This window comes from Nocardia sp. NPDC088792 (assembly GCF_044750615.1).
Classification (GTDB): Bacteria; Actinomycetota; Actinomycetes; order Mycobacteriales; family Mycobacteriaceae; genus Nocardia.
Genome location: NZ_JBIVKC010000001.1, coordinates 1,143,325 through 1,169,820 on the forward strand (window position 1 = coordinate 1,143,325; position 26,496 = coordinate 1,169,820).

A 26,496-nucleotide genomic window follows, 5' to 3' on the forward strand; every position below is an offset into this window, starting at 1 on the left:
GATATTGATGACCTGCAACATGGACACCGGCACGTTCGATTAGCGCGAATGTGACAGGGGTGTGAACTCGGCACGGAGTTGTTGGCTGGCGAGCCGCCGGTAGGTCATGTCGCGGGCGAACAGGTCGGTGTGGGTACCGCGGGCGCGCAGTCGCCCGGATTCCATGACCAGGATGTAGTCGGCGGCCAGGACGGTGGAGATACGGTGGGCGATGGTGATGACCTGGCGGCTGTGGCCGATGGTGGCAATGGTGTCGCGCAGTACCGTCTCGGCGTCGGAGTCCAGGTGGGAGGTTGGTTCGTCCAGTAGCAGTACGTCGGGCTGGGCGAGCAGGGCACGGGCGATGGCCAGGCGCTGGCGCTGCCCGCCGGACAGGCTGCTGCCGCCCTCGCCGAGTGAGGTGTCCAGCCCCTCAGGCAGCCTGTCGATGACTGCAGTCAGATTTGCCGCAGTGACCACCTCGGCGATGTCGGCGTCAGTGGCCTCGGGGCGACCGTAGACGAGGTTCTCGCGGATCGTGCCGTGGATCAGTGGGCAGTCCTGCTCCACCAGACCGATCCGGGCCCGCAGCTGCTGGAGTGACATAGCGGCGGTATCGGCGCCGCAAAGCAGGATACTGCCCTGGTCGGGAGTGCAGAATCGCTCAAGTAGCTGGAAGATGGTGGATTTTCCGGCTCCTGACGGGCCGACGATCGCGGTTACTCCCTGCCCTGGTAGGCGAAACGACACCCGGTCCACTGCGGGGGCGGCAGAATCGGGGTAGCTGAAGGTGACCTCATGAAACTCGACCGCCGATACGCCAGCGACGGTGTCGGAGCCGCTGCCGCCGCTGGGTTCCTGCTCGATCGTGCTCAGCTGGCGGACACGGTCGATCGCAGCGCGGCCCTGTTGGATCTCGCCGATCGCCATGAACAGCATGACCAGCGGAGAAATCAGGTAGAACAGATACATCAGGAAAGCGGTGAGATCTTCCAAGGGCAGGCTACCTGTCGCGGTACGGGCCATGCCCCAGGCGATCACGACGGCGATGGACACCTGGGTGCCGATGTTGATGACCGGCATTAGCATCGCCGACAAGCCGGTCACCTTGATGCCGCTACGGCGAACATCGTCGGCAAGGTCTCTGAGGCGTTCGGCTTCACGCTGCTCGGCTCGGAAGGCCTTCACCGTAGTCAGGACACCGAAAACCTGCAGCAGGCGCGAGCCGTAGTCACTGGTCTTCTCCCGGTTCACCAGAGCCGCCTTGCGGACAGCGCGAGCTAGGGCCAGGGCGGTGACCGTCGTTAGGACGAGACTGGCGCAGGTCACCACCAGCAGCGTCGGATCGATCCACGCCATCACCGTCAGGCAGCCGACGGTGGTGAATCCAGCCGTGATCATCTGCGCCGTCGAGGTCGACAGCGCGATCTGCGCCAGAGATGTGTCAGCGATCGTGCGTGTGAATATGTCACCGTGGGTGAGCCTGGTGAACGATCCCATCCTGGAGCCGAGGAGGCGACCGGTCAGAGTGATACGCATGTCGAAGACGATGTTCTCCCCTGCCCGCCCGATCAGGTAGGCATGCAGCGCAGTCAGTACGGCATCCACGAGAACCACGGCGCCGACGAGCATGATCGGACGCGTCACAGGGTCATGGGCGGCGACCGCACTGATCAGTTTCCCGGTGAGCAACGGCTGAAGAAGGGTGGCCATGGTGCCCGTCAGCCCGAAGACGAGGCCTACGACCAGCAGCATTCCCTGACGACGAACGATCGGAACCAGATTCACCGGGCGCTCCTAGCCCCAGCGTCTTCCCTCGTCCGGGGTGGCTGAACTCGTGGATTCACCACACAGGCACACGCGGTCATGGATGCACCCGTTCGTAGTCGAGGACCGCGTCGTATTTGGGATCTTCGCTGTGATCGTATCCGGCGTAGCGCACCAGCATTACTTGAAAGAACGGATAAGCCGGCCGCGGGGTCAGACGAGCACGAACGAACTCGTTGATCAGAGGAGCCAAGGAAGCCGGGTCGCCGAAGTAGGCAGACGATACGTCGAACACCGACTTCTCTATCCGCCGACCGGGAAACCAGATGGCGTGCACCAACCGTCGGCGGGCCGCCGGATAAGCCTCCTCCCACTCGGTGTGCTCCGTCTTGTCCTCGTTGGCCAGGCGGTACAGAAAATGGACGTCATCCGTCGCGGGATTCGGCGCGAAGAATCGCCAGTTCGGGATTAGGACGTCGGCCCCGGTCTTATCCAGTAGGCGGACTTTGTCGTAGCTGCGATCAGGGTGCTGGCCGAGCACGGAGGCCACGAACCACCCCGCGAGAACGACGGGGATAACCCATTCCAGCATCGTCCCGGCTAGCCTGATCATCGAACCAGCTCCTCACATGTGGTGACCACATTCGCAGCAGTGATTGCGGCGACCGCCTTCTCGATCATTTGAGCCGTCGACGGCGCATGCTCGACGCTGCAGAGCACAGACAGATGGCTTGAGCCTTCGACGGTTACACAGCTACCGTCGGTCCCGGAGACGACGTACTTCTGATGCAAGTCCATTTGTTCGGGGGTCTGCTCCAGGGTCTCTGCGGCGGCCACCACCAAGACCGGAACCTCCAGCCGGTCGAGAGGCCGACCCGCATCGAGCAGGAAGGCGTAGGTATAGCCCCACTCACGCCGCCCGGCGCGCCACGTCGCTGCCGCCGAGAGTTCGAGCCGAAGGGCTGCCGCATGTGGGCTGCCATCCGCAAAGGCGTACAGGCTCTGCTTGTCGATGAGCAGCCCGCCGCCGAAGGTCACCGACCAGGGACCCAGCTTCATCGCCATATTCGTTGTGGTCGCTCCTGCACGCTGTTTGAGAGAATTCCGCAACTCGCGCGGATGAGTCGGGTCGACCAGCACTAGCCCGTGCACCCGGTCCGGGGCAGCGGAGGCTGCGCGGTGCGCGATGTAGCCACCTAGGGAGTGCCCTGCCAGAACACAAAAGCCGCCACCGACTCCGTCTGCGATCACTTCGACTAGGTCAGCCACCGACTCGGCCAGGCAGTATTCCTCCGGGCAGCGTCGCAACGAGCCTCGGTATCCGGCCCGGTCGTAAACCAGTACCGAAATATCCGGATCCAGATGGTCGGCGACTAGCAGCCACGAGGTGGATGTGCTCATGAAGCCTGCCTCGCATACCACCGTCGGTCCACCCACTGCGCCGCGTCGCAGGTAGTAGGTAAGAATGTTGCCGCTCGTGCACCGAACTCGGTGCCGTTCGAATCCAGTGGGGCATCTGCGTGACATAACAGTGGCGTAGCCCTGATGGGTCACACCCACAGTCAGACATGTGGCCAAACCCATCGCGGTCAGGCTGCGGAACATCTGCGGACTCATGCTGCGGCCGCCGTCCCCTTGGCGAGCGCTCGAACCGCGGGGTACGTGGACGTGAAAGCCCACACGAAACGCGACAGGCCCATGAACCGGGCATTGATCAGGTGGAAGGACCCCATAATCACCAACCCGGCATCGATGTATCTGCCCTTGTGGAGCAGCAACAGCGGAAAGCCACACTCCAACGCGAGCACGATATGACACACCAGGCGGGAACCAGCCGGAAACCTGTCCAGCATTCGGAACACGTTCTCGTCGCCATAAGTCCTAGTACGCATGATCTTCGCAAGGGCATCGCCGGAGCGCCACGCGCTGCCAGGCAGCTTCGCCCATCCCGAGGCGCCGTAGGACAACACGGTCTGCGCGCCGATGAACTGAACGGCCGCGGTGCGAGAATTATCCGTACCACCGAGACGGCCAAGCGCTGCGGCGCTTTGCACGAGGAACGAGACCTGGTCGGAGCCATCGGTGCCGAAAAAGTGCCGCGGATAGAGGACCAACTGGCTTGCGGCCAGATAGGCGTTGGCCAGCAACCGGGTCTTGTTCCCCGTCACTGGCACAATGAGCGCTGCGGCCGCCACCACCCGCGAAGCATGTAAAGCCTGCGTCATCGGCTCTCGCGCCACGACGTCCCTGACTGTTTGTAGCGCCCTGGATTTCGTTGGAATCTGAGTCCGGGTATGGGACCAGTCGTTCAGCCCGCCCGGCGCCCGGTCGGCTCGTGATCCCAAATATTCCAGGCTAGATAACATGTGTGTCGCCGCAGACAATTGTTCGGCGGTCTGCAAAGGTCTGTCGAACGCCGACTCGAAAGCCCTGGAAAGCCATTCCAGCATGAAGAATTCCTCACTCTTGCTATGCTGCGCGGCAACAGCCCGGAGCTCGAAAGAACCGAGGTGGGAAGCCCCACTGCCCGAGAGGCCTCCCACGCTCAGCGCAGCTACTTTTGTGTATTCAATTCCTGGACATCAACGAGGGGTCGCCGACATCTCCGATCAGCGGATATGGTTGGCCACATAACCCACAGCAGCGCCAGGGGTTCCGCCGGCCGCAACCGCGCGGGCAGCGCCGGGGCACGCCGCGCGAACGGCCACAGGGGTCACGACCCGGGCGGCAGCGAAAGCCGCCGGCGTGGACATGATCGGCGCAGCCTCGCCAGTGAGTGTGCCAATCTCAAGCTTCCCACTCAACGCGGTATTCCCGTTCACCTTCTGTAGCAACATGAAATTATTACTCCTTTTCGATGTCCCGACCAGGCCCGAAGGCGTGAGCGAGGAATGTGGTACGGATAATCCGAGTGGATCGATCCGCGTAATGAGTACATCACGGACATGACCGGAAGGCGATGGAAGTATTTCTGAAAGTTGGGGGCGCAGCACTGCTGAGCTGGGGTGACCGGAGTGCGACGGAAAGATTCCCAGAATACTTTATCCGGCACGCCGATCACCGAATAATCTTCGGGATCACCCCAAGGTCTGTGATCGGCATAGAATTCAATCACTTGCTTTGTCCATAGCCTATCGAGGTCGAACTGATGGAGCTATCGCATCGAGGGCGAGTCCGGTTTCGGCGAGTAGTCCGCGTCCAGGAGAACGCCTTCTCGACACTGCATTCGAGCACCGATCTCACGCCCTCGAGGGGATCGCGGCTGAACCGTTCGCCTCCTGGGCCTAGGCGACAGCAGCCTTGCCACAATTGAGCGACCGTACTCAAACACTCCGCCACGCATCGTCAACGGCAATGCTCGAATGGAACAGATTAGGCACGCCGCAGTCGTTCTGCTGCGATGCACAACGACGCGGTCGCTATATTTGCACCTCACCGCATGGACCGACCCGTGAGGTCCGCCGTGGGTTCGGCGACACGACGGACCGCATAGCATCACCGAAAATCGGTCGGATGCAGCCGCGCGAGGTGCCCGGCCGAGCAGGCACGGCACCGAACTCCGCCGGGTCTTCCGCTGATGCTGGGACCGTCGCCGATTACATCGGACGCGAGACCCCGCAGACGATGGCACCCGCAAACGAACTATCACAGACAAATTCCGGACTCAACGGGGCCCTGGAGGCCGGTACCGGAGGGCTGCCCCCGGCGGGTCCGGTCGCGCGAACTCGGGTGCTTAAGGCACCACAATAGATAAGTGCCAATTACCTGCGATATCCTGCTAGCGCCGGATTTCTCAAAGAGGCTCCCCGCCCTCCAGCCACGCCGGTCCTGGCATAGGCGGCCGCTTGAACCGCCGGTGTTAGGCACATGACTGGCGCAGCGCCGCCGGTGAGCGTGCCGATTTCAAGCTTCCCACTCAACGCGGTATTGGTGTTCACCTTCTGCAGCAACATGAAGTTGTTACTCCTTTCAATGTCCCGACCGGGCTCGAATGCACTAGCCGGAATTTCGTACGAATACTCCGAGTGGATCATCGTATGGTCGTCGACCTCCGTGAAACTGTGATCGATATCGAATTCAAGTATTTGCACGGTGCTCAGCCTCTACCAACCGCGGTAACCCGATAAGCGTGACGTACCTTCGCAGGTTTGGACCGCACAAGCCTGGCCGAGAGGCGGAACACGCACACCCCGGAATCGGGACGGGCAGATAATTCGGTCAGCTGGCAGCTTGCTGGATCACCGAATCGGCGAACAGCAGTGCGGATGCTAGACCGACAGGCCCGCCGACCAGGACTGTTCCGGCGACAGCGCCGATGGCTCCCAGAGCAGCGCCGGTGACAACGCAACCGCCGAGGAAACCTGGGATCGCCAGCGTCCCGACCGTGGGAACAGCTGCGGCCGCACCGACGGCCGCACCGCCGGCTATGCAGCCGACTGTTGCTCCGATGATCGTGCCGATGAGGCCGCCGATCGCGACGCCCAGGCTCGACTGCGCGAAGAAGCGGTTGACCGCGATATCGAACTCCAACGACCGTGGGTCGAATCCGATGTCGTGCAAGGGAATTGACGATTGGACGGACGGCGTCGCCGCAGACGAGTCCACACTGGGCGTCAGAATCGCAGTGCGACCACGGATCTCGGTGGCGACCGGGTAGTTCAGGTGGTCACGTTGGTAGGACGCGGGAAAGGTTGCGACCAACTGCCCGCCCGGGGCTGCGACCTGCAAGCTCCCGTCGACGACAGACAGCGATCCGGCGTCGAGCGTCACGATTACAGACTTGTCAGCGATCGTCGCTTGGTAGTGGAGGAAGGCCGCCGCGGGCGAGTCGATGATGTCCGGTGGTGGTAGCGCACCTGCGGTCGCCAGCGTCGGCGCGGTCATAGCGCCGATAATCGATGCAGACAGAACTACCTTGCTGAAATTCGTCATGAATCTCCCCTCATCGGTTCGACTGTTGTCGATCTCTGCCCGTCGCCGCAGAGCTGGAATCGCCGACTGTCGGCGGTATTGAAAACTAGTTCTTCTACGAGGTTTCGCGATGTTCGGCACCCGTTTTAGACACTGCGTCGAAATCTCCGGGGCAGATAATTCGCTGCCCGTCGTCTTTTCTCCTCTATGGAATACCGATCAACGATCGCATCGATCACGGGATATGCGCAGTCCTCAACTGCCATAAACCCCCCGTTTCCTGCTCAGAGGATCACGAAGTGGGCCCATTGTGATCTTCATGGCCACTACAGCACACGTCCCAGAAGGCCTGCTATCGGTGCACCGACGAAAGTTGACGGTGAATCGACGCTGAGCTGGGGCAGCCGGGTACTGAGCACAAACTCCCCCACAAGTTGACGCTACAACATGTAACACATATTTCGGCGGTCGCCCCCCGGTGGTCACGAAAGGGACTCGCGGTTTCCAGCCGAACACGGGTTGATGAGAACGGAATCGTAATGTTTACTTGCTCGCTGTACCAAGGGTTGGCAAAGGGGGGTTCCCCAACCGTCTTCGCATCAGGGGGTATGCGTGAGAGGAACGCGTTTTCGAAGCTGTGTCGTCCGAGGTCGGGCCGGTCGTCAGATGGGTCCGCCCCGCCGGGCGGCAGTGCTCCCATGCGCGCACAGGAGTCCGTGCGCGAGGTGGCCGGCTGGCGTCGGCGATAGGTACGTTGCGTCAGGGCGAGTGGGCTCTCATCAAAATGTTCGACGGTCCGGTTGAATTCGCTGCATATCTCTCCGATCGGCCGACACGACGTTACGGGAGCAGTAAAGATATGCCGCGAAAACCCGCTCTGACAGCAGAAGAAAAAGGACGGCTCATACTAGAGCTCATCAGCGGCGCCCGGACGCTATCCGATGCCGCCCGGGCGGCCGATGTCTCGACACAATCGGTGGTGAACTGGCGCAAGCAGTTCATCGACGCAGGCGTCAAGGGCTTTGCACCACTGCGGAAGGATCCTGAAAACGAACGCCGCATTCGCGAACTGGATGATGAGGTAAGAATGCTTAAAGTGGCGTTGGCCGAAGCGCATCTTGCATTGAGGGCGATCAAGCGGCGAGTGGTGACGAGATGAAGTATCGAAGGAAACTTGATGTTCCTCTGCATTCTCACAGTTCATCACTGGTTCGTAGTCAACTTTCACGACATCACCAATAGTCCGGCGAGCTTGGTCATGATGTACTAATCGAGTGAATCAACGGCGATTCATATCGATCGCCAGATTACCTTATAGCGAACTGCTGGTACAAATCGTGGATACTGTCATATCGGTACAGAAGATCGACAATCCGACGCGACATTTTCATCCATTGAACGAGAACTCTACCGACTTACCGGAGCAGAACACAATCAACCGCGAGAGGAGAACCTGTGTCCGACCAGACATTCGCAGAGCGCCACATTCTCATCACCGGCGGCGGCACCGGCATCGGCCGGGCCACAGCGCTCGCGTTCGCCGATCAGGGCGCCGCCAGAGTAACCATCGTCGGACGCAGAAACGAACCGCTGGCCGAGGTCGCGGCGATCCACCCCGCCGTCGTACCGCTCACAGCCGATGCGACCACATCCGAGGGGATCGAGGCGATCGATGCCTCGGTCACCGAACACGGCGGCCTCGATGTCCTGGTCCACAACGCCGGCATCTACCGGACCACACCGTTGGACGAGCTCAATGTCGACGCAGTGCGAGACCAGCTGGAAATCAATCTCATCGCACCATTGCTGCTGACCGCCCGGCTGCTGCCGGTGCTGACCGCGCCCGGCGCAAGCATTGTGCTCGTGTCCAGTATCTCCGCCCGCTTCGCCTCACCCACCACATCGGTGTACGCAGCGACCAAGGCTGCCACCGACAGCTTCATCCGCAGCTGGGCAATGGAACTGGGCCCTAAGGGAATCCGTGTCAATGGTGTAGCCCCCGGCCTGATCGACACCGATATCCACGCAGCCGGCGGACTGGATCAGAAACTGATCACAGCCTGGCATGAAACCTACGCAGCGGCTGTCCCCACCGAACGCGTCGGCCGGGTCGAGGACGTCACACCCTGGATAACTCGACTGGCCGAACCCGCCAGCGCATGGGTGACCGGCGAGATCATCGCCATGGACGGCGGCGGGCTACTCCTTTGACCCTCGGTGGTGCTACTCAGGCTGGATCCACCGGCCCGCCTTGAGCAGTCCGTGAATATGTGAAATGAGATGCGTTAAGAACCTCGGCGTCCCGCCGTTCCCGTGCGGCGACCAACGCGATCCGTCGGCGCGTTCTGCAGATGCCCGCCTCGTCGTCGCTGATCTGTTCGGCTACCACGACATCACCACAACCACCACCAACCGCCGTATTGCAAATACTACGTACTTTCGTATATTTGAAGTATGAGTCTGGAAGAGAAGGTGGCGGATCTGGAGCGCCGAGTCATGACCCTGGAAGCCGCCCGCATCAGCCCTCGAAAAGCGCCTTCGCTTGGGCAGAGCTCCGGGGAAATGAAAAGTTCGGAACAAGAGTTCGCCGACGCACCCACGTACGACCACAACATCATGTTCAGCGGCTCGGTCCACCTCCCGACCAACGAGCGATATGAGTGGCAGGCGCACTTCGCCACCGACGACCTCCTCACAGATGCCCGCGACGATGAGGTCGCCACATGCCTTGCCGCACTGGGTAACACGGTCCGACTGCAACTCATACGCGAAATCATAGGAGGCCGCCGCACCGTCACCGAACTCACTGAAGTAGATGGACTGGGCACTTCCGGTCAGATCTATCACCATCTCCGCCAGCTCGTCGCCGCCGGATGGTTGCGGACCGCCGGTCGCGGTCGCTTCGAAGTACCGCCGGCCCGGCTGGTGCCGCTATTGGTTGCGCTGGCCAGCACGCGACAATCCCAGACACCAGGAGAAGCCCGATGACCCTCGTACCCAGACTGTTTCGCGCCATCCAAACCGCGGCCTGCATCTTGGTGTTCGTCACCGGTATCGCGAAACTGCTATCGGTGGAATGGATCCTCGATGCGAGTTCGTCACCATACGGCACGTGGATCTGGCGCGCTGCCCTGTTGCTCGCGCTCCTGTTCTTTGCCGAATGGATCATACGTCTGCTGGTCAGGCGCAAAGGGACAACTACTCGATCCGAGCCTGTGTTGATCGCGCCACCGTTTACCGGGCTGTGGAAAGCCCACAACAGTCCGGCCGACAACGTCCCCAGCCATGGCACCCCTTGGGGAGGCCAAAGCTATGCGATCGACCTGACCGTCGTCTCCGACAGGGCTCCCCGCTTCGGACTGTGGCGACTGCACGCACCCGCCGAATTCCCCTCGTTCGGCCAGCCGATCCTGGCCCCGGCCGACGGCACAGTCGTGACGACCGTCGATCACTGCCGCGACCATCATGCTCGCACCAGTCTGCTCGGGTTGCTCTACTTCGTGCTCTGCGAGCAGTTCGTGCGCTCCTGCGGCCCGGACAGCTTCGCCTTCGGCAACAACTTGGTCCTCGAGCTCAGCGATGGAACCTATGCCCGGCTCTGCCACCTGCAGCAGGGTTCCCTGCTGGTTCGTCCTGGCGACCTGGTGCGCACCGGCCAACCCCTGGCTCTGTGTGGCAACTCCGGCCGCAGCACCGAACCTCACCTGCATTTCCAGTTGATGAACTCTCTCAATACCAAGACCGCCTACGGCATCCCCTTCACTTGGCAGGGCATCGGGGTGCCGCGCAACGGCGAACACGTTTCCGTAACCGCACCCTGACCGCCGCTCCGGCCTTCGGCGATTGCTACCTATCGTCAGCTTCCCAGAAAGAGACAGGGATATCCGTGACAACTATGGAATCTGAACGAACTGTCGTCGACACTCTGGTCTTCGGCAATATCGTGATCGAGCGCACCGACTGCAGTGTCTCGGCGCGATTGGAATCCGACGACTCGTTGGTCGTGACGATCGAACGCAGCGGTCCGCGTACCCGCAAGCTGATTCCGATCGGGACCCGCGACGCTGCTTGTCTGTCGGCGCGGGTGAACGAGCGGGCACTGGGACTGGCCCTGGGCCGGGCCTGGATCGGAATGCGTTCCTATCGCGTGGTTGTCGAAACCGAAGGACGGTATCTGAGCCTGCAGCCACGCGACTTGGAAACCAGCGCCTTCCTCAACGGCAAGCCCCGGGAGATCGGCAAGCAGTTCGGCGAGCTGACCGCACACTCGGACGGCACGATCGATGTGCTGTGGGAAGTGCCGCGGACGGTGACACTGTTCGGGCAGAGCGCCGAACACGATCCTCCGCAGCCCACAGCCGAGGAACTGCTCATCGGTTATGCCGTTGCCGCCGCCTTCGGCACCGGCGGCCTGTCGGTGGTCGGTCTCATCGGGCGCCTGGTCGAAGCGGTGCCGTTCCCGGTGTGAACGATGCGCCCGGCGGGTACGCCGGCGGTGGAGGGGTCAGGCGTTGCGGGCGGCGGCGGTGCCGGCTCGGCGGCCGAAGAAGGTGGCGTCGCCGAGGGAGGTGCCGCTGATGTAGCCGAGGCCGTGGAGGCCGTTGGCTGCTCGGCCGGCGGCGAAGAGGCCTGGGATCGGGCGGCGGTCGAAATTCAGGACGTGGCCCTCCAGGTCGGTGTGCAGGCCGCCGAGGGTGAAGACCGAGGCGCCGGTGCCGCGGCGGTCGCCGGCTTCGGATGGGGGGCGGATTCCGGCTTTTACGTCGATGGCGGCGTAGGGCGGTTCAAGGGGGCGGAGCCAGCGCGCGGACTTGTGGTGGTCGGGATCAGTTCCGTGGGTGGCGAATTCGTTGTAGCGGTGGATTGTGTCGGCGAGGGAGCCGGTGGGTAGACCGGTGAGTTGTTCCAGTTCCGAAGGGGTTTCGGCGACGTGGGTCGGGCGCACGCCCCAGCGCTGGGGTTCGGGGACGTCTTCGAAGCCGGATTCGTCCACGATCACCCAGACCGCGGTGTCGCCGCCGGCCCAGCTGCCGCCCATGTTCTGGCGGAAGAGGGCGGATCGGCCGATGCGGCCCGGATAGGTGTCCTCGTTGATGAAGCGGCGGCCGAGGGCGTTCACCACCATGCCGCGGGCGGCCAGGCCGGGGATGAGGGACATGCCCACCTGGGCCGATGACATGTGGCGGACCGCCGCGCCTGCCGCTTGGGCCATGCGGATGCCGCTGCCGTCGTCGGTGCCGGCGCTGACCTTGGTGTGGCCGAGGAGTTGAGGGGCGTGGTCGGCGAGCATGTCGTCGTTGTCGACGAAGCCGCCGGTGGTGAGGATGACGCCGCGGCGGGCGCGGACCAGGATTTCTTTACCGTATTGCCGCGCAACGACTCCCGCCACGGACCCGTCGCCGGCGACGATCAACGTCGTCACGTAGGTATCGAACATGGCTGTGGCGCCGGCGGATTCGGCCGCGCCGGACAGGCATTCCATCAGGAGCTTGCCGCCGAAGTCCTTGGCGGTGGGCCGGTGCCCGCGGGGTGCGGGGTGCGCCGATTCGGTGAAGGGCCAACTGTTCTCGCCCAGCCACATGAGGCCGTCGTCGGTGGGCGGCACCCAGGTCGGCGCATCCCACATGGACGGTTTGAACGGCACTCCGCGATCGACCAGCCAGTGGAAGTGCTCGACGCTGCCCGCGCAGTATTCATCGATTTTGGCTGTGTCAGCGCCGATTCCGAGGGCAGCGGTCAGGAATGCGGCCATGGCTTCGGGACTGTCGTCGTATCCGCAGGCGCGCTGAATCGGTGTCCCGCCACCGAGATAGATCTCTCCGCCCGACATGGCGGAGGCCCCGCCGGGCCCGCCCGCCCGGTCCAGCACCAGCACCGCCGCTCCGGCGTGCGCGGCCTCGAAGGCGGCGGACGCGCCCGCGGCCCCGTAGCCGACGACCAGCACATCGGTCTCGATGTCGTACCGGTCCACCGCGTTCGCCGCCCGGGGCGCCACCGAATTCCGCACTGTCATGACATCGACATTCCCGGTCTACGGGCCGGTACTTAGCGTCCCATCTTGCTGAATGATTCTCGGATCCCGTTGACCGGGACTGCGGCGGATCGGGCCGCTCGCCACTGGGGATGGTGTGTGAACGGCGTCACTGTGGTTGGGGTCGCCGGCATGAGGAGGAGAGTCGATGCGGATTCTGGTCACCGGAGTCACCGAACCGAGTGGACGTGCCGTCGCGCGCATGCTGCTGGCGGCCGGCCATGATGTGGCCGGCGTGGACCGGCAGCGGCACCGCTATGTCGACCCACGCGTCGAGGTGACGGTCGGCGACCTGTCCGATGCGCGGGTCTGTGCGCGGGCGATGGCCGGAGCGGATGCCGTCGTGCATCCGGCCGGCAGCGCCGTCGCCGGAATCGCCAGGGCCGCAGCGGATGCGGGCACGCGCCTGGTGGTTCCCGTTGCGGTGGGCCAGGGTTCGAGTATCGAGCAGATCGTGTCGGGCAGCGGCGCGGACGCGCTGCTCGTGCGCACGCCCATCGTGGGCGGCCGCCGCATCGACGGTGACAGCTGGCGGACGCTGGAGAGCCTGACCGGCGCGCACGGCAGCACCTCGCTGCAGGTACTGCACTACGACGATCTGGAGCGATTCCTGGTGCTGGCCGCGCTCTCCCAGCGCAGCGGGACGATCGGCCTGGCCGCGCCGGGCTCGGTGTCCGGCGACGATGTGCGCCGCATGCTGAAGGACGCGGGCGTCAAATACGCTGCGTGGCTGCACAAGTCGCCCGCGACGCACGCGACCGTGGACACCGCCGCCGCCCGCGAGGAGTGGGGCTTCCGCTACGGCTGGACCGCGCAGGAGGTGATCGCCGATATCGCGCGCGGCCTGCCCGGCCGCAAGGCCGGCGGCACCGGCTTCCGCACCCGCGCCGGCGCCATCCCGCTGCCCACCCACCTGGTGCCGCAGAACGCGCTCACCTCCGACGATCACGCCTTGAAATCCGGTGCGCCCGAGGGCTTACAGGGCGAGTTCGACGATCTGGTGGACGAGCGCATCCCGGTGTTCACCGCCACCAACACCTCCGAGGCGCTGCCCGGCCCGCTCACCCCGCTCACCATCGACCTGCAGGCCGGCGCCATCCGGCTGGGCAACGAGGCCATGGGCCAGATGATCGCGCTCGAGGGCATCGCCTTGGAGCACTGGGTTTCCCGCGTCACCTCGGTGCTGGGCCACAGCTTCTACATCAATGCTTCGATCGGCGTGCTGGCCGCGGAGAACATGCCCGGCTGGGACGAGGAGACCATCCGCAAGGACGTCTACGGCTCCATCCCGGCGGAAGTCCCGTTGCAGCCCAAGGGCCGCCCGCCCATGCCGGAGGGCCTCGCGGGCCGATTGGGCACCTTCAAGGCCACCGGCCGGGTCGCGGCCACCGCCCTGAGCTACCGCAAGACCGCCGAACTCATCAATGCCGCCTCGCATGCGGAAGCGCTTACCCGGGACCGGATCTCCGAACTCACCGACGAGCAGTTGCACGCGCGCGCACTACTGTGGCGAGACCGCCTCAACCAGGGCTGGCAGGCCGCCTCCATCGGCGTCATGCTGACCGGCGCGGCCGCGGCCACCCACAAGGGCGAGGTGAAGATCGACCTGAACCGCCTGGAATCGGCCAAGCCCATGCTCGCCGTGGAACGGCTGGCGGCCCTGTGCCGCAAGGATTCCACGCTGCAGCAGGTCGCGAAGGCCGGGGATGTGAAGGCGGCCCGCGAGGCCTCCCCCGAATTCTCGAAGGCCCTCGACGAGGAACTGGCCAAGGTCGGCCACCGCGGCCCGGGTGAGTGCGAACTCATCAACGCCACCTTCGGCGACCGGCCGGAACTGCTGGTGACCGCCGCCGCCCGCGCCGCGGAAATGCCCGCCCCGCACCGTGACCCGGTGCCGGCACCGGACAGCCGCACCGCCAAGATGGCCGTCGGCGCGACCGTCTACCGCGAGCGCGCCCGCGACGCGGTCGTGCGCATCACCAACTGCCTGCGCCTGGCCACCCAGGAGCGGGCCGCCCGCCTGGTGAAGGCGGGCAAGCTCACCGAGATCGAGGATTCCGCCTTCCTCACCCTCGACGAGATCCTGTGGGCACCGGCCGATCTCACCGATCGCGTGGCCCGCCGCCGGGCGGAACGCACCCGCCTGCAAGGTGTCCGCATGCCCGACCTGGTGGTCGACACCTGGGAGCCCGAAGCGGTCTCCGGCGCGATCGCGGTGGGCGACACCATCACCGGCCTCGGCGTCAGCCCCGGCGTGGTCGAGGGCACCGTCAAACGGGTGCTGACCATCGACGACGATATCGAGCCCGGCGACATCCTGGTCGCCTCGGTGACCGATACCGGCCACACCGCCATGTTCGCCTACGCGGGCGCGGTGGTCACCGATATCGGCGGCGCGGCCTCGCACGCCGCCATCGTGGCCCGCGAGTTCGGCGTCCCCTGCGTGGTCGACACCAAGACCGCGAGCACCGGCCTGGCCGACGGCCAGCGCGTCCGGGTGGACGGCGGCACGGGCGTCATCACCTTGCTGGCCGACACCGCCCAGCGGCCGCCGCACGGCGACCTGGAATAGCAAGAGCTTCACGGCAATCGCCGCGGTGGCACGTGACCGGGTGCCGCCGCGCGATGGGTCGTGCGCAGAACCCGGACCGGAGACCCATTGCTCCGGTCCGTGAAGGAAAGGAAATACGAGTAGTGACGATTTCGCGCGTAGTCCGCGGCACACTGACCGGTGTGGCCGCCGCGCTCATCGCCGTTTCCCCGGTCACCCTCACCCCTGCGCTGGCGGCGCCCGCCGCGCCGATGATGCAGTCCTCGCAGGGCAATGTCATGGGCCTGTCCGGCGCACCCAATGCCCGAGATCTGGGCGGCATCCATATCGACGGGGGCGATATCAAGGCGGGCACCGTCTTCCGTTCCGACGCCCTCAATGCGCTGACCTCCGACGATCAGCAGAAGCTGGTCTCGGCGGGCATCGTGAAGATCATCGATTTCCGTAGCCCGACCGAAGCGGCGGCGAGCCCGGATCAGGTGCCGTCCTCGATTCCGGAGGAAGCGCTCCCGATCTACGACCCCGCCAACGATTTCTACGTCTTCGTATCCAAGGCCATCGAGGGCGGCCCGACCGTACAGCAGCAGGAGCTGGGTGACGGCAAGGGTAAGCAGATCATGATCGACTACTACAAGTGGATGGTCACCGATCCGACCGCACGCGGCCAGTTCGCGGCCACGCTGAAGGAGATCGCCGGCGACAACGGCCCGGTCATGTACCACTGCAGCGCGGGCAAGGACCGGACCGGCTGGATGACCGCCATCCTGCTGCAGGCGCTGGGCGCCTCGAAGCTGGACATCTACGCCAACTACCTGGAGTCCAACGATCTGCTCGCCGCCTCCAACAAGGCGGAGATGGACGCGCTGGTGGCCAAGGGCCTGGTCACCGACCCGAAACTGTTCGACCCGATCCTGGGCGTGGACGCGAGCTTCCTCCACGCCGCCGACGAGCAGGTGCGACAGAGCTACGGCTCCTTCGACAACTTCCTGTCGCAGGGGCTCGGCATCGACAGCGGCACAGTGAGCGCTTTGAAGGCCAAGCTACTCGGCTAGTGATCTGATTTCGGATGCCCGGCACGCGTGTGGGAGGTGCCGGGCATTCTTATGTCCGGGACCGGCCATGTCCGATACACAGACCCGTTTAACATGCCAAAATTCGCATGGTGCAGGAGATCTGGCATCTCGACACCCGACGCACCCGCTCGATCAGCGCGGAGAACCCCACCGGTGAGCCCGGTGCGGGCGGGCGAGCCATCGCCGGTACCGGCGCCTTCGCCGCCGCCGGTTTGGGTCGCGGCTGGAAGGTCTCGCCCTCGATAGATCTGGGACCAGGCGAAACCGTCACCCTCGCAGACATTTCCGGTCCCGGGGTGATCCGGCATCTGTGGCTCACCACGGATCGGTCGATCCTGCGGGATTTCACCTTGCAGATGTACTGGGACGGCGCGCCCGACCCCGCGATAGCGGTCCCGCTCGGCGACTTCTTCTGCAATGGCTGGGATCAGCTGGCGCTGGTCAATTCGCAGCAGATCGTGGTCGCGCCGGCGGGCGGGCTGAACAGCTACTGGCCCATGCCCTTCCACTCGCATGCGCTGGTCACCTTGCACAACGGCGCCGACCGGCACGTACCGGTCTATTACCAGATCACCTATGTAGAGGAAGACATTCCGGACCTATCCGGCTATCTGCACGCGACCTGGCGTTGCAGTGATCCGCTCGGCGCCCCGGCCGTCCATCCCATCCTGGAGACCGGCGGCGGTCCCGGCCGGTATGCCGGAACGTATCTCGCGGTGCAACCGCGCGCCGACGGCTGGTGGGGTGAGGGCGAACTGAAGTTCTATCTCGATGACGATGCCGAATACCCGACCATCTGCGGTACCGGCACCGAGGACTATTTCGGCGGCGCCTGGAATTTCGATCTCGAAGGCGCTTATCGCCCCTACTCCACCCCCTATCTGGGCATGGTGCAGGTGATCCCGCCGCATCGAATCTACGAACCGCACCAGCGGTTCGGCATGTACCGCTGGCACATTCCCGATCCCATCTGTTTCGAGGACTCCCTGCGGGTCACCGTGCAGGCGCTCGGCTGGCGCGAGGACGGGCACTACCTGCCGCTCGAGCAGGCGCACATCGCGAGTACGGCGCTGTGGTACCACGCGCTCCCGTGATCCACCCACATCAATTCTGCGATTGCGATTGGGTAAAACGCATCGAATAGCACCGGTGCGGGTGCATGGTATTGCTATGCGCGCGTTGCTCGTCGAGAAGCCTGGACAGTTCTCGGTGAACACGGTGCCGGACCCGACACCGGGTACCGGCGAAGCCGTCATCCGAGTCGATGCCGTCGGGATATGCGGTACGGATATCCATATCGTGGAAGGCGAATTCCCGCCGACGCCCTATCCCATCATCCCGGGCCACGAATTCGCCGGTGAGGTGGTCGCACTCGGCCCCCAGCCGGTGATCGCGAAGAACGGGTCGGGCGTGCGCATCGGCGACCGCGTCGCGGTGGACCCCTCGCTGTTCTGCGGGCGCTGCCACTACTGCGCCATCGGCCGCGGCAACCTGTGCGAGAACTGGGGCGCCATCGGCGACACCGTCGACGGCGCCATGGCCGAATTCGTGAAAGTGCCCGCCGCCAACTGCTATCGGCTGCCCGGCCACCTGAGCGCCGCGCAAGGCGCACTGGTCGAACCGCTCTCGTGCGCCGTGCACGGATTCGATGTGCTGCCACGGCAACTCGGCACCCACTATCTGATCTACGGCGCGGGCACGATGGGCCTGCTCATGCTGCAGCTCGCCATCGCGGCCGGCGCGGCTTCGGTGTCCATGGTGGACGCCAATCCCGACCGGCTCGCCATGGCTCGCACCCTGGGCGCGGACGCCGCCACCACCTCCGCCGACGAGATGGACCGGCCGCAGGGCTGGGAGATCGTCATCGAATGCAGCGGCGCGGTCGGCGCCATCGAGGACGGACTGTCGCGGGTGCGCCGCGGCGGCACGTATCAGCAATTCGGCGTCGCCGCGGCGACGGCGCGGGCGGCCATCTCGCCGTTCCGCATCTACAACGACGAGATCACCATCGTCGGCTCCATGGCGGTCCTGCACAGCTTCGGGCGCGCGGTGGACCTCATGGGCGAAGGCGTCATCGACGCCGACACGGTGATCACCCACGACTTCGCGCTCGACGAATTCGGCGATGCCCTGCGGACCTTCCGCGCGGGCACCGGCCGCAAGATCCAGCTGCATCCCCGACGGGCGGCACGATAAGACGGGTAGGGGCCAATGACGGTCGTTGCCGGAGTGGATTCGTCCACGCAGTCCTGCAAGATCGTGGTGTGCGACGCGGACACCGGAACGGTGCTGCGCCAGCGGCAGATCCCGCACCACGACGGCACCGAGGTGCCACCCGATATGTGGTGGGAGGCCTTGCGCGCGGCCACCGATCGCATGATGCGCGATGTGGAGGCCATCGCGGTGGCCGGGCAACAGCACGGGCTCGTGGTGCTCGACGCGGCCGGGCATCCGGTACGAGACGCGCTGCTGTGGAACGACACTCGCTCGGCGGAGGCGGCCGAGCAACTGGTAATCGAACTGGGCGGTCCGCAAGCCTGGGCCGATGCCGTGGGCAGTGTGCCGCTCGCCGCGCACACCGTCGCCAAACTGCGCTGGTTCGCCGACCACGAACCCGAACTCGCCGACCGCACGGCGCGGGTCCTGCTGCCGCACGACTACCTGACCTGGCAACTGCGCGGCGGGGATCCGGTCACCGAACCCACCACCGACCGCGGCGACGCCTCCGGCACCGGGTACTGGTCGCCCGCCGAAGGGTATTACCGAACGGACCTGCTGTCCTTGGCCTTCCGCGGCCGGACCCCGGTGCTCCCCCGGGTGCTGGCGCCCGCGGAGATCGCCGGGCACACCCCGGGCGGACGCCTGGTGGCGGCCGGGACCGGCGACAATGCCGCGGCCGCACTCGGTTTGGCCATCGAGGACGGCGATGTGGTGGTGTCGCTGGGCACCAGCGGCACCGTGTTCACCCGTGCCGCCTCGCCCAGCGCCGATCCCTCGGGTGCGGTCAACGGTTTCGCCGATGCCACCGGGGCCTTCCTGCCGCTGGTGTGCACGCTGAATGCCGCACGGGTATTGGAGGCCACCGCGACCCTGCTCGGTACCGACCTGTCGGGCTTGGAATTCCTTGCCGCGCAATCCCCCGCGGGCGCGGACGGGCTCACCATGCTCCCGTACCTGATGGGTGAGCGGACCCCGAACCTGCCCGATGCCACCGGCAGCCTGCATGGTCTGCGGCCGCACACCATGCGCCCGCATCATCTGGCGCGGGCCGCCATCGAGGGCATGCTCTGCAATATCGCCGAATCCTTCGACCGGCTGCCGACGGTGCCGCAGCGCATTCTGCTCATCGGCGGCGCGGCGCGGTCACGATTGATCTCCCATACCGCCGCAACGATTTTCGGGCGCACGGTGACGGTGCCCCATCCGGGCGAGTACGTCGCGCTGGGTGCGGCCCGCCAGGCCGCGTGGGCGCTGCGCGGCGGACCGGTGCCGCCGCGCTGGGCCGGCCCGGCGGGCACCGAATTCCATCCGCTCGCGGCCGGTATCGGCGCGGCCGTGCGCGAGCGGTATGCCGAGATACGGGATGCGTACTACCCCTGAGCATCCCCGGACGAGCCCTATCCGAAGACGACCGGGCCTTCCGACAGATAGTCGTCCCAGGTGCGCTGTCTGGTCAGGTAGGTACGGATGGCGTCCCGGGTGATCTCCTGTTTGGATCGCCCTTCGGCCACCGCCTGCGCGCTCAGCGCAGCCTCTTCGTCCTCGCTGAGCCGCAAAGTCCATGCCACGCGCAAGTCATACCATCCGGATACGAAATTCGCCTTACGTTCCGGCATCGTTGGACGACCGCCCGGTATCTATCAGGAACGATGCAGGGCCAGCACCGGAATCGTCCGGATCCCCGCGGTCTTCTGCTCGTACTCCGCGAAACCCGGGTAGCGGCGCGCCTGTTCGGCATAGATCCGATCCCGATCCGCACCCGTCACCTCGGTGACCGTCACCGGATAGGTCTCGGTGCCGATCTCCGCATCGCCCGACCCCGCGGTGGTGAGGTTGTAATACCAGTCGGGATTGGTCGGCGCGCCGGCCTTGGACGCGAAGATGTAGACGAGACCCGGATCCTGCTCGTCCCGCAGGTACATCATGGGCGTAACCGACTGCTTGCCGGACTTGCGCCCGCGATGATGCACCAGCACCATCGGCGCACCCTCGAACGGGCCACCGACCCGTCCCTCGTTAGCGCGAAACTCCTCGATGATGTTCGTGTTCCAGTCGCTCATCCTCAGCATTCTGCCCTCAGTCGGACGGCCAGTTCCGGAGTACGGCATCCAGCGCGTCGAGCGCGCGCGCCCAGGACGCGTCCACATCGCGGGCGGAATGCCGGAAACCACCGGACTTCTCGATGCTCACATACCCGTGCAGGGCGCCGTTCAGGAAGCGCACCGCATCGGTCTCATCGGGTTCGGCCAGGTTGTAACCGCGCAGCAGGGCCCGGGCGAGCTCGGCATGCCGGCGGGCCGGGGGCACCGCCGGGGAATCGAGGTCGATATCGAGCTGACCGGCGGCATACCGGCCCGGGTACTCCTTGGCGTAGTCCCGATACGCACCGGCGAAGGCGATCAGCGCGTCCTTGCCCGCCCGCCCGGCCAGCGCGTCGGCGGCCTTGTCGGCGAGCTCGGTGAGGGCCAGTGCCGCCACCCGTTCGCGCAGCTCGCGCACGTTCTTGATGTGCGAGTACAGGCTCGCGTCCTTCACCCCGAAGCGCCGCGCCAAGGCGATGACGGTGACGTTGTCGAAGCCGACCTCATCGGCCATATCCGCCGCCGCCGCGATGAGCGCCTCGGCAGTCACCCGTGTTTTCACCACGGTTCCGAGCTTAACTCATAGTTATCCAAGTAGTTTGCCTAGAGCCTCTAGGTAGATTACTGTCAGGTCTCATGAACACACGACCGACCGACTTCGGCCGGATCTTCCCGCCGGACGAGCCCTGGCTCGCCCAGCAGGAGCGAGAGGAGATCCTGCTCCCGGACCTGCCCATCGTCGATCCGCACCACCACCTCTGGGACGCCCCCGGATTCCGCTACCTCCCGGCCGAATTCGCCGCCGACACCGGCAGCGGCCACCGCGTGACGGCCACCGTCCACGCCGAATGCCACTCCGCGTACCGCACCGACGGACCGCCGCACCTGCGGCCGGTCGGCGAGACCGAGCACATCGCGGCCCTGGCCGCGGCGAGCGAGGCCGCCGGCGGTCCGACCCGAGTGGCGGCCGGAATCATCGGCTCCGCCGATCTCCGGCTGGGCGCGGCCGTCGCCGAGGTGCTGGAACAGCACGTGATCGCCGGTCAGGGCCGATTCAGCGGAGTCCGGTTCAATGCCGCCTGGGATGCCGACCCACGGATCCAGCTGGGTCCGCCCGCCAATCGGCCGCACCTGCTCACCGAGCCCGGAATCCAAGCGGGCGCGCGCACGGTCGCGGAATCCGGTCTGGCCCTGGACCTGTGGCTGCTGTCCCCGCAACTCGCCGACGCCGCCGCGCTGGCGGACGCGGCGCCCGCGGCGCGACTGGTGCTCGACCACTGCGGCGGCCCGCTGGGCTTCGGCCCGTACGCGAGCGACCGCGACGAGCATTTCGACCGGTGGGAGCACGGAATTCGCGCGCTGGCACGGCGTCCCAACGTGGTGTGCAAGCTCGGCGGCATTCTGGGCTGCGCGGCCGCCTACGACTATCCGCACGCGCCCGTGCCGCCCACCTCGAAAGAGCTTGCCGCCCTGTGGCAGCCGTGGTTCGACGTGTGCATCGACGCCTTCGGGCCGGAGCGCTGCATGTTCGAGAGCAACTTCCCCGTGGAGAAGATGGGCACCGGTTACGCGACGCTGTGGAACACCTTCAAGCGACTCGCCTCCGGCGCCTCGGGCACGGAATTGTCCGCCCTCTTCTCCGAAACCGCCCGGCGCACCTACCGCCTGGCCCACTGACACCGATATGTGAGGACATCATGACCGACCTGATCACCACGCCGATCGACGAGAAACTGGTCCGCGGCGCAATCGAACTGGAACGCACCGGCCACGGCGTACTGCCGCACCGGCTGCCCGCCCGGGCCCGCCGGCAGTTCGCCGACGGCTTCCTCACCATGGTCGAGGCGCAGCCCACCGGCGTGCGGATCGCTTTCCGGACCCGCGCGACCGTCATCGAGCTCGAGGCCCTCCCCACCCGGATCGCCTACAGCAATGGCCTGAGCCTGCCGCTCGGCGTCTACGAACTGGTTGTCGACGGCGAACTGTCCGGCGCGGCAAGCATTTCCACCGGCATCCTGCACACGATCGACGCGGCCACCGGAGCGATGAGCACCGACGCCGGACCCTCCGGCGCCGTGCGCTTCACCGGCCTGCCCGACACCATGAAGGATGTCGAGATCTGGCTGCCGCACACCGAGACCACCGAACTCGTCGCCCTGCGCACCGACGCCCCGGTGGAACCCGCGCCCGCGCCCGAGCGGACCTGGGTGCACTACGGCAGCTCGATCAGCCACGGCTCCAATGCCGAACGCCCCACCGCGACCTGGGCCGCCATCGCCGCCCGCCGCGCCGGCGTGAACCTGATCAACCTCGGCCTGCGCGGCAATGCCCTGCTCGATCAGTTCGTGGCCCGCACCATCCGCGACACCCCCGCCGAAGCGATCAGCCTCGCCATCGGCATCAACCTGGTCAATGCCGACGCCCTGCGGATGCGCACCTTCACCTCCGCCGTCCACGGCTTCCTCGACACCATCCGGGACGGCCACCCCACCACCCCGATACTCATCGTCTCCCCCATCCTCTGCCCCATCCACGAGGACACCCCCGGCCCCATCGCCCCCGAAATCGTCGACGGCACAATCCTTTTCCGCGCCACCGGCGATCCTGCCGACCCCACCCGCCTCACCCTCACCCGCATCCGCGCCGAACTGTCCCGCATCATCACCGAACGCGCACAGGAGGACCCGAACCTGCACTACCTGAACGGCCTCGACCTCTACGGCGAACCCGACGCCGCAGACCTCCCCCTCCCCGACCGCCTGCACCCCGACGCCGCCACCCACCTCCTCATGGGTGACCGCTTCGCAACCCTGGCCTTCGCCCCCGGCACGGCCTTGGCCACTCGCTGAAACCTGGCCTGACAACAACTGCCAGTGCCCTGCCAGCGCGGCCTGCCACACTCCGCCCGGTGGCAGGCCACCCGAGATCGACCTGCCCCGACCCCCGCCCTCAGGCATTCGCCCCTGCATGAATGCCTGAGGGCGGCCTACGTTCGGCGCCGAACTCCTCGTCATCGAGAGGGAAATGGCAGCCGCCCAAGCTGGACGCCGCGTCCTGATCAGAAGCGGTTGAGCGGGCGGATCGGCGGCGACACAGCGGAATTCACCTGCAACGCGATGATCAGGCCGATGCTCAGATAGGTGCTGATCGGGGACAGCGCCACACACACCGCATAGAGCACCTGGACGATGGCGATCCGTTTGCGGATCGCCATCGTGTCGTCCGGCGTGGTGGCCTCGGAGAGCAGGTCCGCCCGCCGCGCATACCGCAGGCTCACCAGCTGCACGAGCCCCAGGTACAGCAGATCGACCCAGTAGACCAGCAGCGCCAGCCGCGACTGCGGGAACGCCGCCAGCAGGGCGGTGGCGAAGGGCACCAGGCAGATTCCGAACAGGAACATGATGTGGATCCAGGCCAGCGTCCGATCCGCGCGAACCATCAGATTCAGCTGGGTCTGCTGGCCGATCCAGAACATCCCGAGGGTCAGGAACCCCAGCAGACAGATGAGGAACTGCGGCCCGACATGGGTCAGCGCATGCCACACCGGTTCCTCCGCGGACACCGCGCCACCCGACCACAGCAGCCGCTCGTTCCAGGCCTGCGCGGCCGGCACGTGCAGATCCAGCACCAGCAGCGTCATGGCGACGGCGAAGATGCCATCGCTCAGGGCGCCGAGGCGGCCCAGATCCTGCGCGGCGATGCGGTGATAACGCGTCATAGGCGGAACCTTAGGCGAGGTCAGACCGCCTGGCCGAACAGCTGGGCGGCCATGGCGACACTCATCTCCACATTGCCGAAACCCCGCGGCAGCATGACGCTTTCGTAGTCCGCGACGGCCTCGGCGAGCGGTTTGCCGCCACGGCCGGCGGCCGCCAGCTGCGCGGCCAGGGTGGCGGCGTCCTGTAGCGCGGTGGTGGCGCCGATACCGCCGGTCGGGGAGATGGCGTGGACCGCGTCGCCGAGCACGGTGACCGGGCCGGAGCGCCAGGGCTCGATGCGATCGCCCACGCGAATGGTGATGGGGCAGAACGTTTCCGGATCGGCGTGGGCGAACAGCTCCCGCACCGACGCATCCCAGTCCGCGCTGGCGCCGATGGTGAGCCGCCACAACTCCTCCGGCGTGAGCGCGAAGAGCCTCTCGTCCGGGATGCCGAGCCGCTCGATGGTCGCGACGAGGGTCGTCATCAGGTAGTCCCCGCGTCCTTCGGGCCTGGTGCGGAAGCGCTGTGGCGCGAATCCCGCTCCGCAGCCGTGCTCGTCGCCGACCCAGCAGAAGCCGCGATCGAAATCCGCCGGAATCAGTGGTTCGGTGACCTCGGTGATGGGCATGCGCCCGTAGATACAACGCAGTCCGAGATCGCGCGGCTCGGCGTGCGGCAGCAACTGCTTGCGGACGGCCGAGCCGACACCGTCCGCGCCGACCAGGATGTCGCCCTCGTCCGTGCCGCCCTCGGCGAATTCCACTCGCACCCGGCCGGATTCGGTGATCGTGTAGCCCGCCACCGACCGGCCGAACCGGACGATGTCGTCCAAGCCGTGGAACAGGCTCTGCCGGAAGGTCTCCCGATCCACGTGCGTGAGGAAGTCCGGCCCGGGGTCCGGGAAGGTCTGCGCCATGACCTGCGCCATCCGATGCGTGTAGGCGGCGACCAGTTCGGTGTTCCGGCCGCTGGTGTCGCGCACCAGGTCGAATACTTCGGGCGGCAGGCAGGCGCGCAGTGCGGCATTGCCGTCGGGGTTGATGTGGATGCGGTAGCCCTGGTCGCGGGTCCGCAGGGCGGCGTCGCGTTCGTGGACGACGACGTCCAGCCCGTCCCGGTGCAGCGCCTGGGCCAGCGCGAGGCCGCCGATCCCTCCGCCCGCGATGAGAACTCGGGTGCGCTTCGACATTTCGACCGTCCTTGCTGTCGGAGTGAGTCGTGCCGCCGACCGCGGCACCTTCTCATGGTCAAACGGACCCCAAACGTTGTCAAGTGTTTGTTTGATTAACTCAACCTCATACTTGATTCTGCTGAATAGCGGTACGATCCAGTCGTGTCGCCGAAACCTCGCAGGTCACCCAAGCCCCAGGAGCGGCAGCGCGATCCGGAGCGCACCCGCAAGCTGATCCTCGACGCGGCCATCGCCGAATTCGGCGCACACGGTTATGCCGGTGCGCGCATCAGCGCCATCTCCGCCCGCGCCGGCGTCAACGTGCAGCTGATCTCCTACTACTTCGATGGCAAAGAGGGCCTCTACCAGGCCGTTTCACAGCTGTGGCAGGAGCGGCAGCGCGAGCTCGTCCCGCCCGATACCGCACTGCCCGAACAGCTGCGCCGGTACGCGCTGGAGGCGACGAACAATCCGGACGGCGCCCGCCTGCTGGCGTGGAGCGGCCTGCAATACACGGGCCCCGCGGACGATCCCGATCACGAGACACGCAATCGCATGCTCGGCGCCGGCGTGGGCGAACTGCGCGCACTCCAGGCGGCCGGGCGCTTCCCGGCCGAGCTGGATCCGGCCTGCCTGCTGGTCATGCTGATGTCCGCGGCCATGGCTCCCACCACGCTGCCGCAGATCGTCGAGGGGGTCTGCGGCGTGGATCCCCGCTCCCCCGAATTCATCGCGCACTTCGCCGACCAGATCGCCGTATTGGCTCGCACAGTGGGCCTGGACCTGCCCGATCCCGAATAGCCCGCGCGACCTGCAGCAGATAGCCCCGCGCGATCCGCAGCAGACAGCCCTGCGCGATCCGAGAGCCGAGCCCTCGGCACTCCGCAGCAGGCAGCCTCCGTGCAATCCCCGATCGGCCGTACGCCGCCCGGCGTAGGCGCGGATACGCAAACCGGCGCAGGCGCATCCCCCGAAACGCGCCTACGCTGGGGGACAGCGTGATTGGTCCCC

25 protein-coding genes are annotated in these 26,496 nt (G+C 65.9%); 13 read left to right on the top strand and 12 right to left on the bottom strand.

Annotated elements, in window-relative coordinates:
* Nucleotides 1-39: 39 nt before the first annotated feature.
* The 6 genes from ACIP5Y_RS05610 to ACIP5Y_RS05635 all read right to left on the bottom strand — a co-directional run bounded on the left by ACIP5Y_RS05610 (nt 40) and on the right by ACIP5Y_RS05635 (nt 6,798).
* A complete protein-coding gene (locus ACIP5Y_RS05610) occupies nt 40-1,767 on the bottom strand; it encodes an ABC transporter ATP-binding protein (RefSeq protein ID WP_400347854.1) in 1,728 nt (575 codons plus the stop codon).
* A gap of 76 nt (nt 1,768-1,843) precedes the next feature.
* Nucleotides 1,844-2,359 (bottom strand): hypothetical protein, encoded by a 516-nt coding sequence (locus ACIP5Y_RS05615; RefSeq protein WP_400347856.1) that lies wholly within the window; start codon nt 2,357-2,359, stop codon nt 1,844-1,846.
* A complete protein-coding gene (locus ACIP5Y_RS05620) occupies nt 2,356-3,363 on the bottom strand; it encodes an alpha/beta fold hydrolase (protein WP_400347858.1) in 1,008 nt (335 codons plus the stop codon). Before ACIP5Y_RS05620 ends, ACIP5Y_RS05615 begins: the two co-directional genes overlap by 4 nt.
* Entirely contained in the window at nt 3,360-4,196 is an 837-nt protein-coding gene (locus ACIP5Y_RS05625) for a hypothetical protein (protein ID WP_400347860.1), read from the bottom strand. Before ACIP5Y_RS05625 ends, ACIP5Y_RS05620 begins: the two co-directional genes overlap by 4 nt.
* Before the next feature lie 1,311 nt (nt 4,197-5,507).
* Nucleotides 5,508-5,837, bottom strand: a complete 330-nt coding sequence (locus tag ACIP5Y_RS05630) for a hypothetical protein (RefSeq protein WP_400347862.1) — start codon at nt 5,835-5,837, stop codon at nt 5,508-5,510.
* A gap of 127 nt (nt 5,838-5,964) precedes the next feature.
* Nucleotides 5,965-6,798, bottom strand: coding sequence for a hypothetical protein (locus ACIP5Y_RS05635; RefSeq protein WP_400347863.1), 834 nt, complete (start codon nt 6,796-6,798; stop codon nt 5,965-5,967).
* Between the two features lie 643 nt (nt 6,799-7,441).
* On the opposite strand from ACIP5Y_RS05635, the gene ACIP5Y_RS05640 reads away from it, so the two are divergent.
* The 5 genes from ACIP5Y_RS05640 (at nt 7,442) to ACIP5Y_RS05660 (ending at nt 11,125) form a co-directional block, all read left to right on the top strand.
* Entirely contained in the window at nt 7,442-7,816 is a 375-nt protein-coding gene (locus ACIP5Y_RS05640) for a transposase (protein WP_400347865.1), read from the top strand.
* Between the two features lie 296 nt (nt 7,817-8,112).
* Nucleotides 8,113-8,868 carry an SDR family NAD(P)-dependent oxidoreductase gene (locus ACIP5Y_RS05645; protein ID WP_400347867.1) on the top strand — a complete coding sequence of 252 codons (756 nt, stop codon included), beginning with the start codon at nt 8,113-8,115 and terminating at the stop codon, nt 8,866-8,868.
* A gap of 243 nt (nt 8,869-9,111) precedes the next feature.
* Nucleotides 9,112-9,645, top strand: coding sequence for an ArsR/SmtB family transcription factor (locus ACIP5Y_RS05650; RefSeq protein WP_400347869.1), 534 nt, complete (start codon nt 9,112-9,114; stop codon nt 9,643-9,645).
* Nucleotides 9,642-10,478 (top strand): M23 family metallopeptidase, encoded by an 837-nt coding sequence (locus ACIP5Y_RS05655; protein WP_400347871.1) that lies wholly within the window; start codon nt 9,642-9,644, stop codon nt 10,476-10,478. Before ACIP5Y_RS05650 ends, ACIP5Y_RS05655 begins: the two co-directional genes overlap by 4 nt.
* A 74-nt stretch (nt 10,479-10,552) precedes the next feature.
* Nucleotides 10,553-11,125 carry a hypothetical protein gene (locus ACIP5Y_RS05660; protein WP_400347873.1) on the top strand — a complete coding sequence of 191 codons (573 nt, stop codon included), beginning with the start codon at nt 10,553-10,555 and terminating at the stop codon, nt 11,123-11,125.
* 36 nt (nt 11,126-11,161) lie between these two features.
* On the opposite strand, the gene ACIP5Y_RS05665 is transcribed toward ACIP5Y_RS05660, so the two are convergent.
* Complete coding sequence (locus ACIP5Y_RS05665) at nt 11,162-12,670, bottom strand: FAD-dependent oxidoreductase (RefSeq protein ID WP_400347874.1); 1,509 nt, start codon at nt 12,668-12,670, stop codon at nt 11,162-11,164.
* 166 nt (nt 12,671-12,836) lie between these two features.
* On the opposite strand from ACIP5Y_RS05665, the gene ACIP5Y_RS05670 reads away from it, so the two are divergent.
* The 5 genes from ACIP5Y_RS05670 (at nt 12,837) to xylB (ending at nt 19,912) form a co-directional block, all read left to right on the top strand.
* Nucleotides 12,837-15,260, top strand: a complete 2,424-nt coding sequence (locus ACIP5Y_RS05670) for a PEP-utilizing enzyme (protein ID WP_400347876.1) — start codon at nt 12,837-12,839, stop codon at nt 15,258-15,260.
* Between the two features lie 122 nt (nt 15,261-15,382).
* A complete protein-coding gene (locus ACIP5Y_RS05675) occupies nt 15,383-16,291 on the top strand; it encodes a tyrosine-protein phosphatase (RefSeq protein ID WP_400347878.1) in 909 nt (302 codons plus the stop codon).
* 107 nt (nt 16,292-16,398) lie between these two features.
* Nucleotides 16,399-17,406: a glycoside hydrolase family 172 protein gene (locus tag ACIP5Y_RS05680; protein WP_400347880.1), complete on the top strand. Its 1,008-nt coding sequence runs from the start codon at nt 16,399-16,401 to the stop codon at nt 17,404-17,406.
* A gap of 76 nt (nt 17,407-17,482) precedes the next feature.
* Nucleotides 17,483-18,508, top strand: a complete 1,026-nt coding sequence (locus ACIP5Y_RS05685; protein WP_400347881.1) for a zinc-dependent alcohol dehydrogenase family protein — start codon at nt 17,483-17,485, stop codon at nt 18,506-18,508.
* A 15-nt stretch (nt 18,509-18,523) separates the two neighbouring features.
* Nucleotides 18,524-19,912: a xylulokinase gene (gene xylB / locus ACIP5Y_RS05690; RefSeq protein ID WP_400347883.1), complete on the top strand. Its 1,389-nt coding sequence runs from the start codon at nt 18,524-18,526 to the stop codon at nt 19,910-19,912.
* 17 nt (nt 19,913-19,929) lie between these two features.
* Here the strand turns inward: xylB and ACIP5Y_RS05695 are convergent, their stop codons facing one another.
* From ACIP5Y_RS05695 to ACIP5Y_RS05705, 3 genes are all read right to left on the bottom strand, one after another.
* Nucleotides 19,930-20,100, bottom strand: coding sequence for a ribbon-helix-helix protein, CopG family (locus tag ACIP5Y_RS05695; RefSeq protein WP_400347885.1), 171 nt, complete (start codon nt 20,098-20,100; stop codon nt 19,930-19,932).
* A 72-nt stretch (nt 20,101-20,172) separates the two neighbouring features.
* Nucleotides 20,173-20,601, bottom strand: a complete 429-nt coding sequence (locus ACIP5Y_RS05700) for a nitroreductase family deazaflavin-dependent oxidoreductase (RefSeq protein WP_400347887.1) — start codon at nt 20,599-20,601, stop codon at nt 20,173-20,175.
* 7 nt (nt 20,602-20,608) lie between these two features.
* Entirely contained in the window at nt 20,609-21,178 is a 570-nt protein-coding gene (locus tag ACIP5Y_RS05705; protein WP_400347889.1) for a WHG domain-containing protein, read from the bottom strand.
* 71 nt (nt 21,179-21,249) lie between these two features.
* Here ACIP5Y_RS05705 and ACIP5Y_RS05710 point away from each other — a divergent pair, with 71 nt between their 5' ends.
* Together ACIP5Y_RS05710 and ACIP5Y_RS05715 are read left to right on the top strand one after the other, a co-directional pair.
* Complete coding sequence (locus ACIP5Y_RS05710) at nt 21,250-22,290, top strand: amidohydrolase family protein (RefSeq protein WP_400347891.1); 1,041 nt, start codon at nt 21,250-21,252, stop codon at nt 22,288-22,290.
* Between the two features lie 20 nt (nt 22,291-22,310).
* Nucleotides 22,311-23,462 carry an SGNH/GDSL hydrolase family protein gene (locus tag ACIP5Y_RS05715; protein ID WP_400347893.1) on the top strand — a complete coding sequence of 384 codons (1,152 nt, stop codon included), beginning with the start codon at nt 22,311-22,313 and terminating at the stop codon, nt 23,460-23,462.
* Between the two features lie 209 nt (nt 23,463-23,671).
* Here ACIP5Y_RS05715 and ACIP5Y_RS05720 read toward each other — a convergent pair whose 3' ends face one another.
* Together ACIP5Y_RS05720 and ACIP5Y_RS05725 are read right to left on the bottom strand one after the other, a co-directional pair.
* Nucleotides 23,672-24,331 (bottom strand): TMEM175 family protein, encoded by a 660-nt coding sequence (locus ACIP5Y_RS05720; protein ID WP_400347894.1) that lies wholly within the window; start codon nt 24,329-24,331, stop codon nt 23,672-23,674.
* A 20-nt stretch (nt 24,332-24,351) separates the two neighbouring features.
* Complete coding sequence (locus ACIP5Y_RS05725) at nt 24,352-25,503, bottom strand: FAD-dependent oxidoreductase (protein ID WP_400347896.1); 1,152 nt, start codon at nt 25,501-25,503, stop codon at nt 24,352-24,354.
* A 144-nt stretch (nt 25,504-25,647) separates the two neighbouring features.
* On the opposite strand from ACIP5Y_RS05725, the gene ACIP5Y_RS05730 reads away from it, so the two are divergent.
* Complete coding sequence (locus ACIP5Y_RS05730) at nt 25,648-26,286, top strand: TetR/AcrR family transcriptional regulator (RefSeq protein WP_400347898.1); 639 nt, start codon at nt 25,648-25,650, stop codon at nt 26,284-26,286.
* Nucleotides 26,287-26,496 lie beyond the last annotated feature (210 nt).

Coding starts and splice junctions, on each gene's coding strand:
- ACIP5Y_RS05615 (WP_400347856.1), bottom strand. CDS start 2,359: ATGATCAGGCTAGCCGGGACGATGCTGGAATGGGTTATCCCCGTCGTT.
- ACIP5Y_RS05620 (WP_400347858.1), bottom strand. CDS start 3,363: ATGAGTCCGCAGATGTTCCGCAGCCTGACCGCGATGGGTTTGGCCACA.
- ACIP5Y_RS05625 (WP_400347860.1), bottom strand. CDS start 4,196: ATGCTGGAATGGCTTTCCAGGGCTTTCGAGTCGGCGTTCGACAGACCT.
- ACIP5Y_RS05640 (WP_400347865.1), top strand. CDS start 7,442: ATGTTCGACGGTCCGGTTGAATTCGCTGCATATCTCTCCGATCGGCCG.
- ACIP5Y_RS05650 (WP_400347869.1), top strand. CDS start 9,112: ATGAGTCTGGAAGAGAAGGTGGCGGATCTGGAGCGCCGAGTCATGACC.
- ACIP5Y_RS05655 (WP_400347871.1), top strand. CDS start 9,642: ATGACCCTCGTACCCAGACTGTTTCGCGCCATCCAAACCGCGGCCTGC.
- ACIP5Y_RS05660 (WP_400347873.1), top strand. CDS start 10,553: ATGGAATCTGAACGAACTGTCGTCGACACTCTGGTCTTCGGCAATATC.
- ACIP5Y_RS05665 (WP_400347874.1), bottom strand. CDS start 12,670: ATGACAGTGCGGAATTCGGTGGCGCCCCGGGCGGCGAACGCGGTGGAC.
- ACIP5Y_RS05670 (WP_400347876.1), top strand. CDS start 12,837: ATGCGGATTCTGGTCACCGGAGTCACCGAACCGAGTGGACGTGCCGTC.
- ACIP5Y_RS05680 (WP_400347880.1), top strand. CDS start 16,399: ATGGTGCAGGAGATCTGGCATCTCGACACCCGACGCACCCGCTCGATC.
- ACIP5Y_RS05685 (WP_400347881.1), top strand. CDS start 17,483: ATGCGCGCGTTGCTCGTCGAGAAGCCTGGACAGTTCTCGGTGAACACG.
- xylB (WP_400347883.1), top strand. CDS start 18,524: ATGACGGTCGTTGCCGGAGTGGATTCGTCCACGCAGTCCTGCAAGATC.
- ACIP5Y_RS05700 (WP_400347887.1), bottom strand. CDS start 20,601: ATGCTGAGGATGAGCGACTGGAACACGAACATCATCGAGGAGTTTCGC.
- ACIP5Y_RS05710 (WP_400347891.1), top strand. CDS start 21,250: ATGAACACACGACCGACCGACTTCGGCCGGATCTTCCCGCCGGACGAG.
- ACIP5Y_RS05715 (WP_400347893.1), top strand. CDS start 22,311: ATGACCGACCTGATCACCACGCCGATCGACGAGAAACTGGTCCGCGGC.
- ACIP5Y_RS05720 (WP_400347894.1), bottom strand. CDS start 24,331: ATGACGCGTTATCACCGCATCGCCGCGCAGGATCTGGGCCGCCTCGGC.
- ACIP5Y_RS05725 (WP_400347896.1), bottom strand. CDS start 25,503: ATGTCGAAGCGCACCCGAGTTCTCATCGCGGGCGGAGGGATCGGCGGC.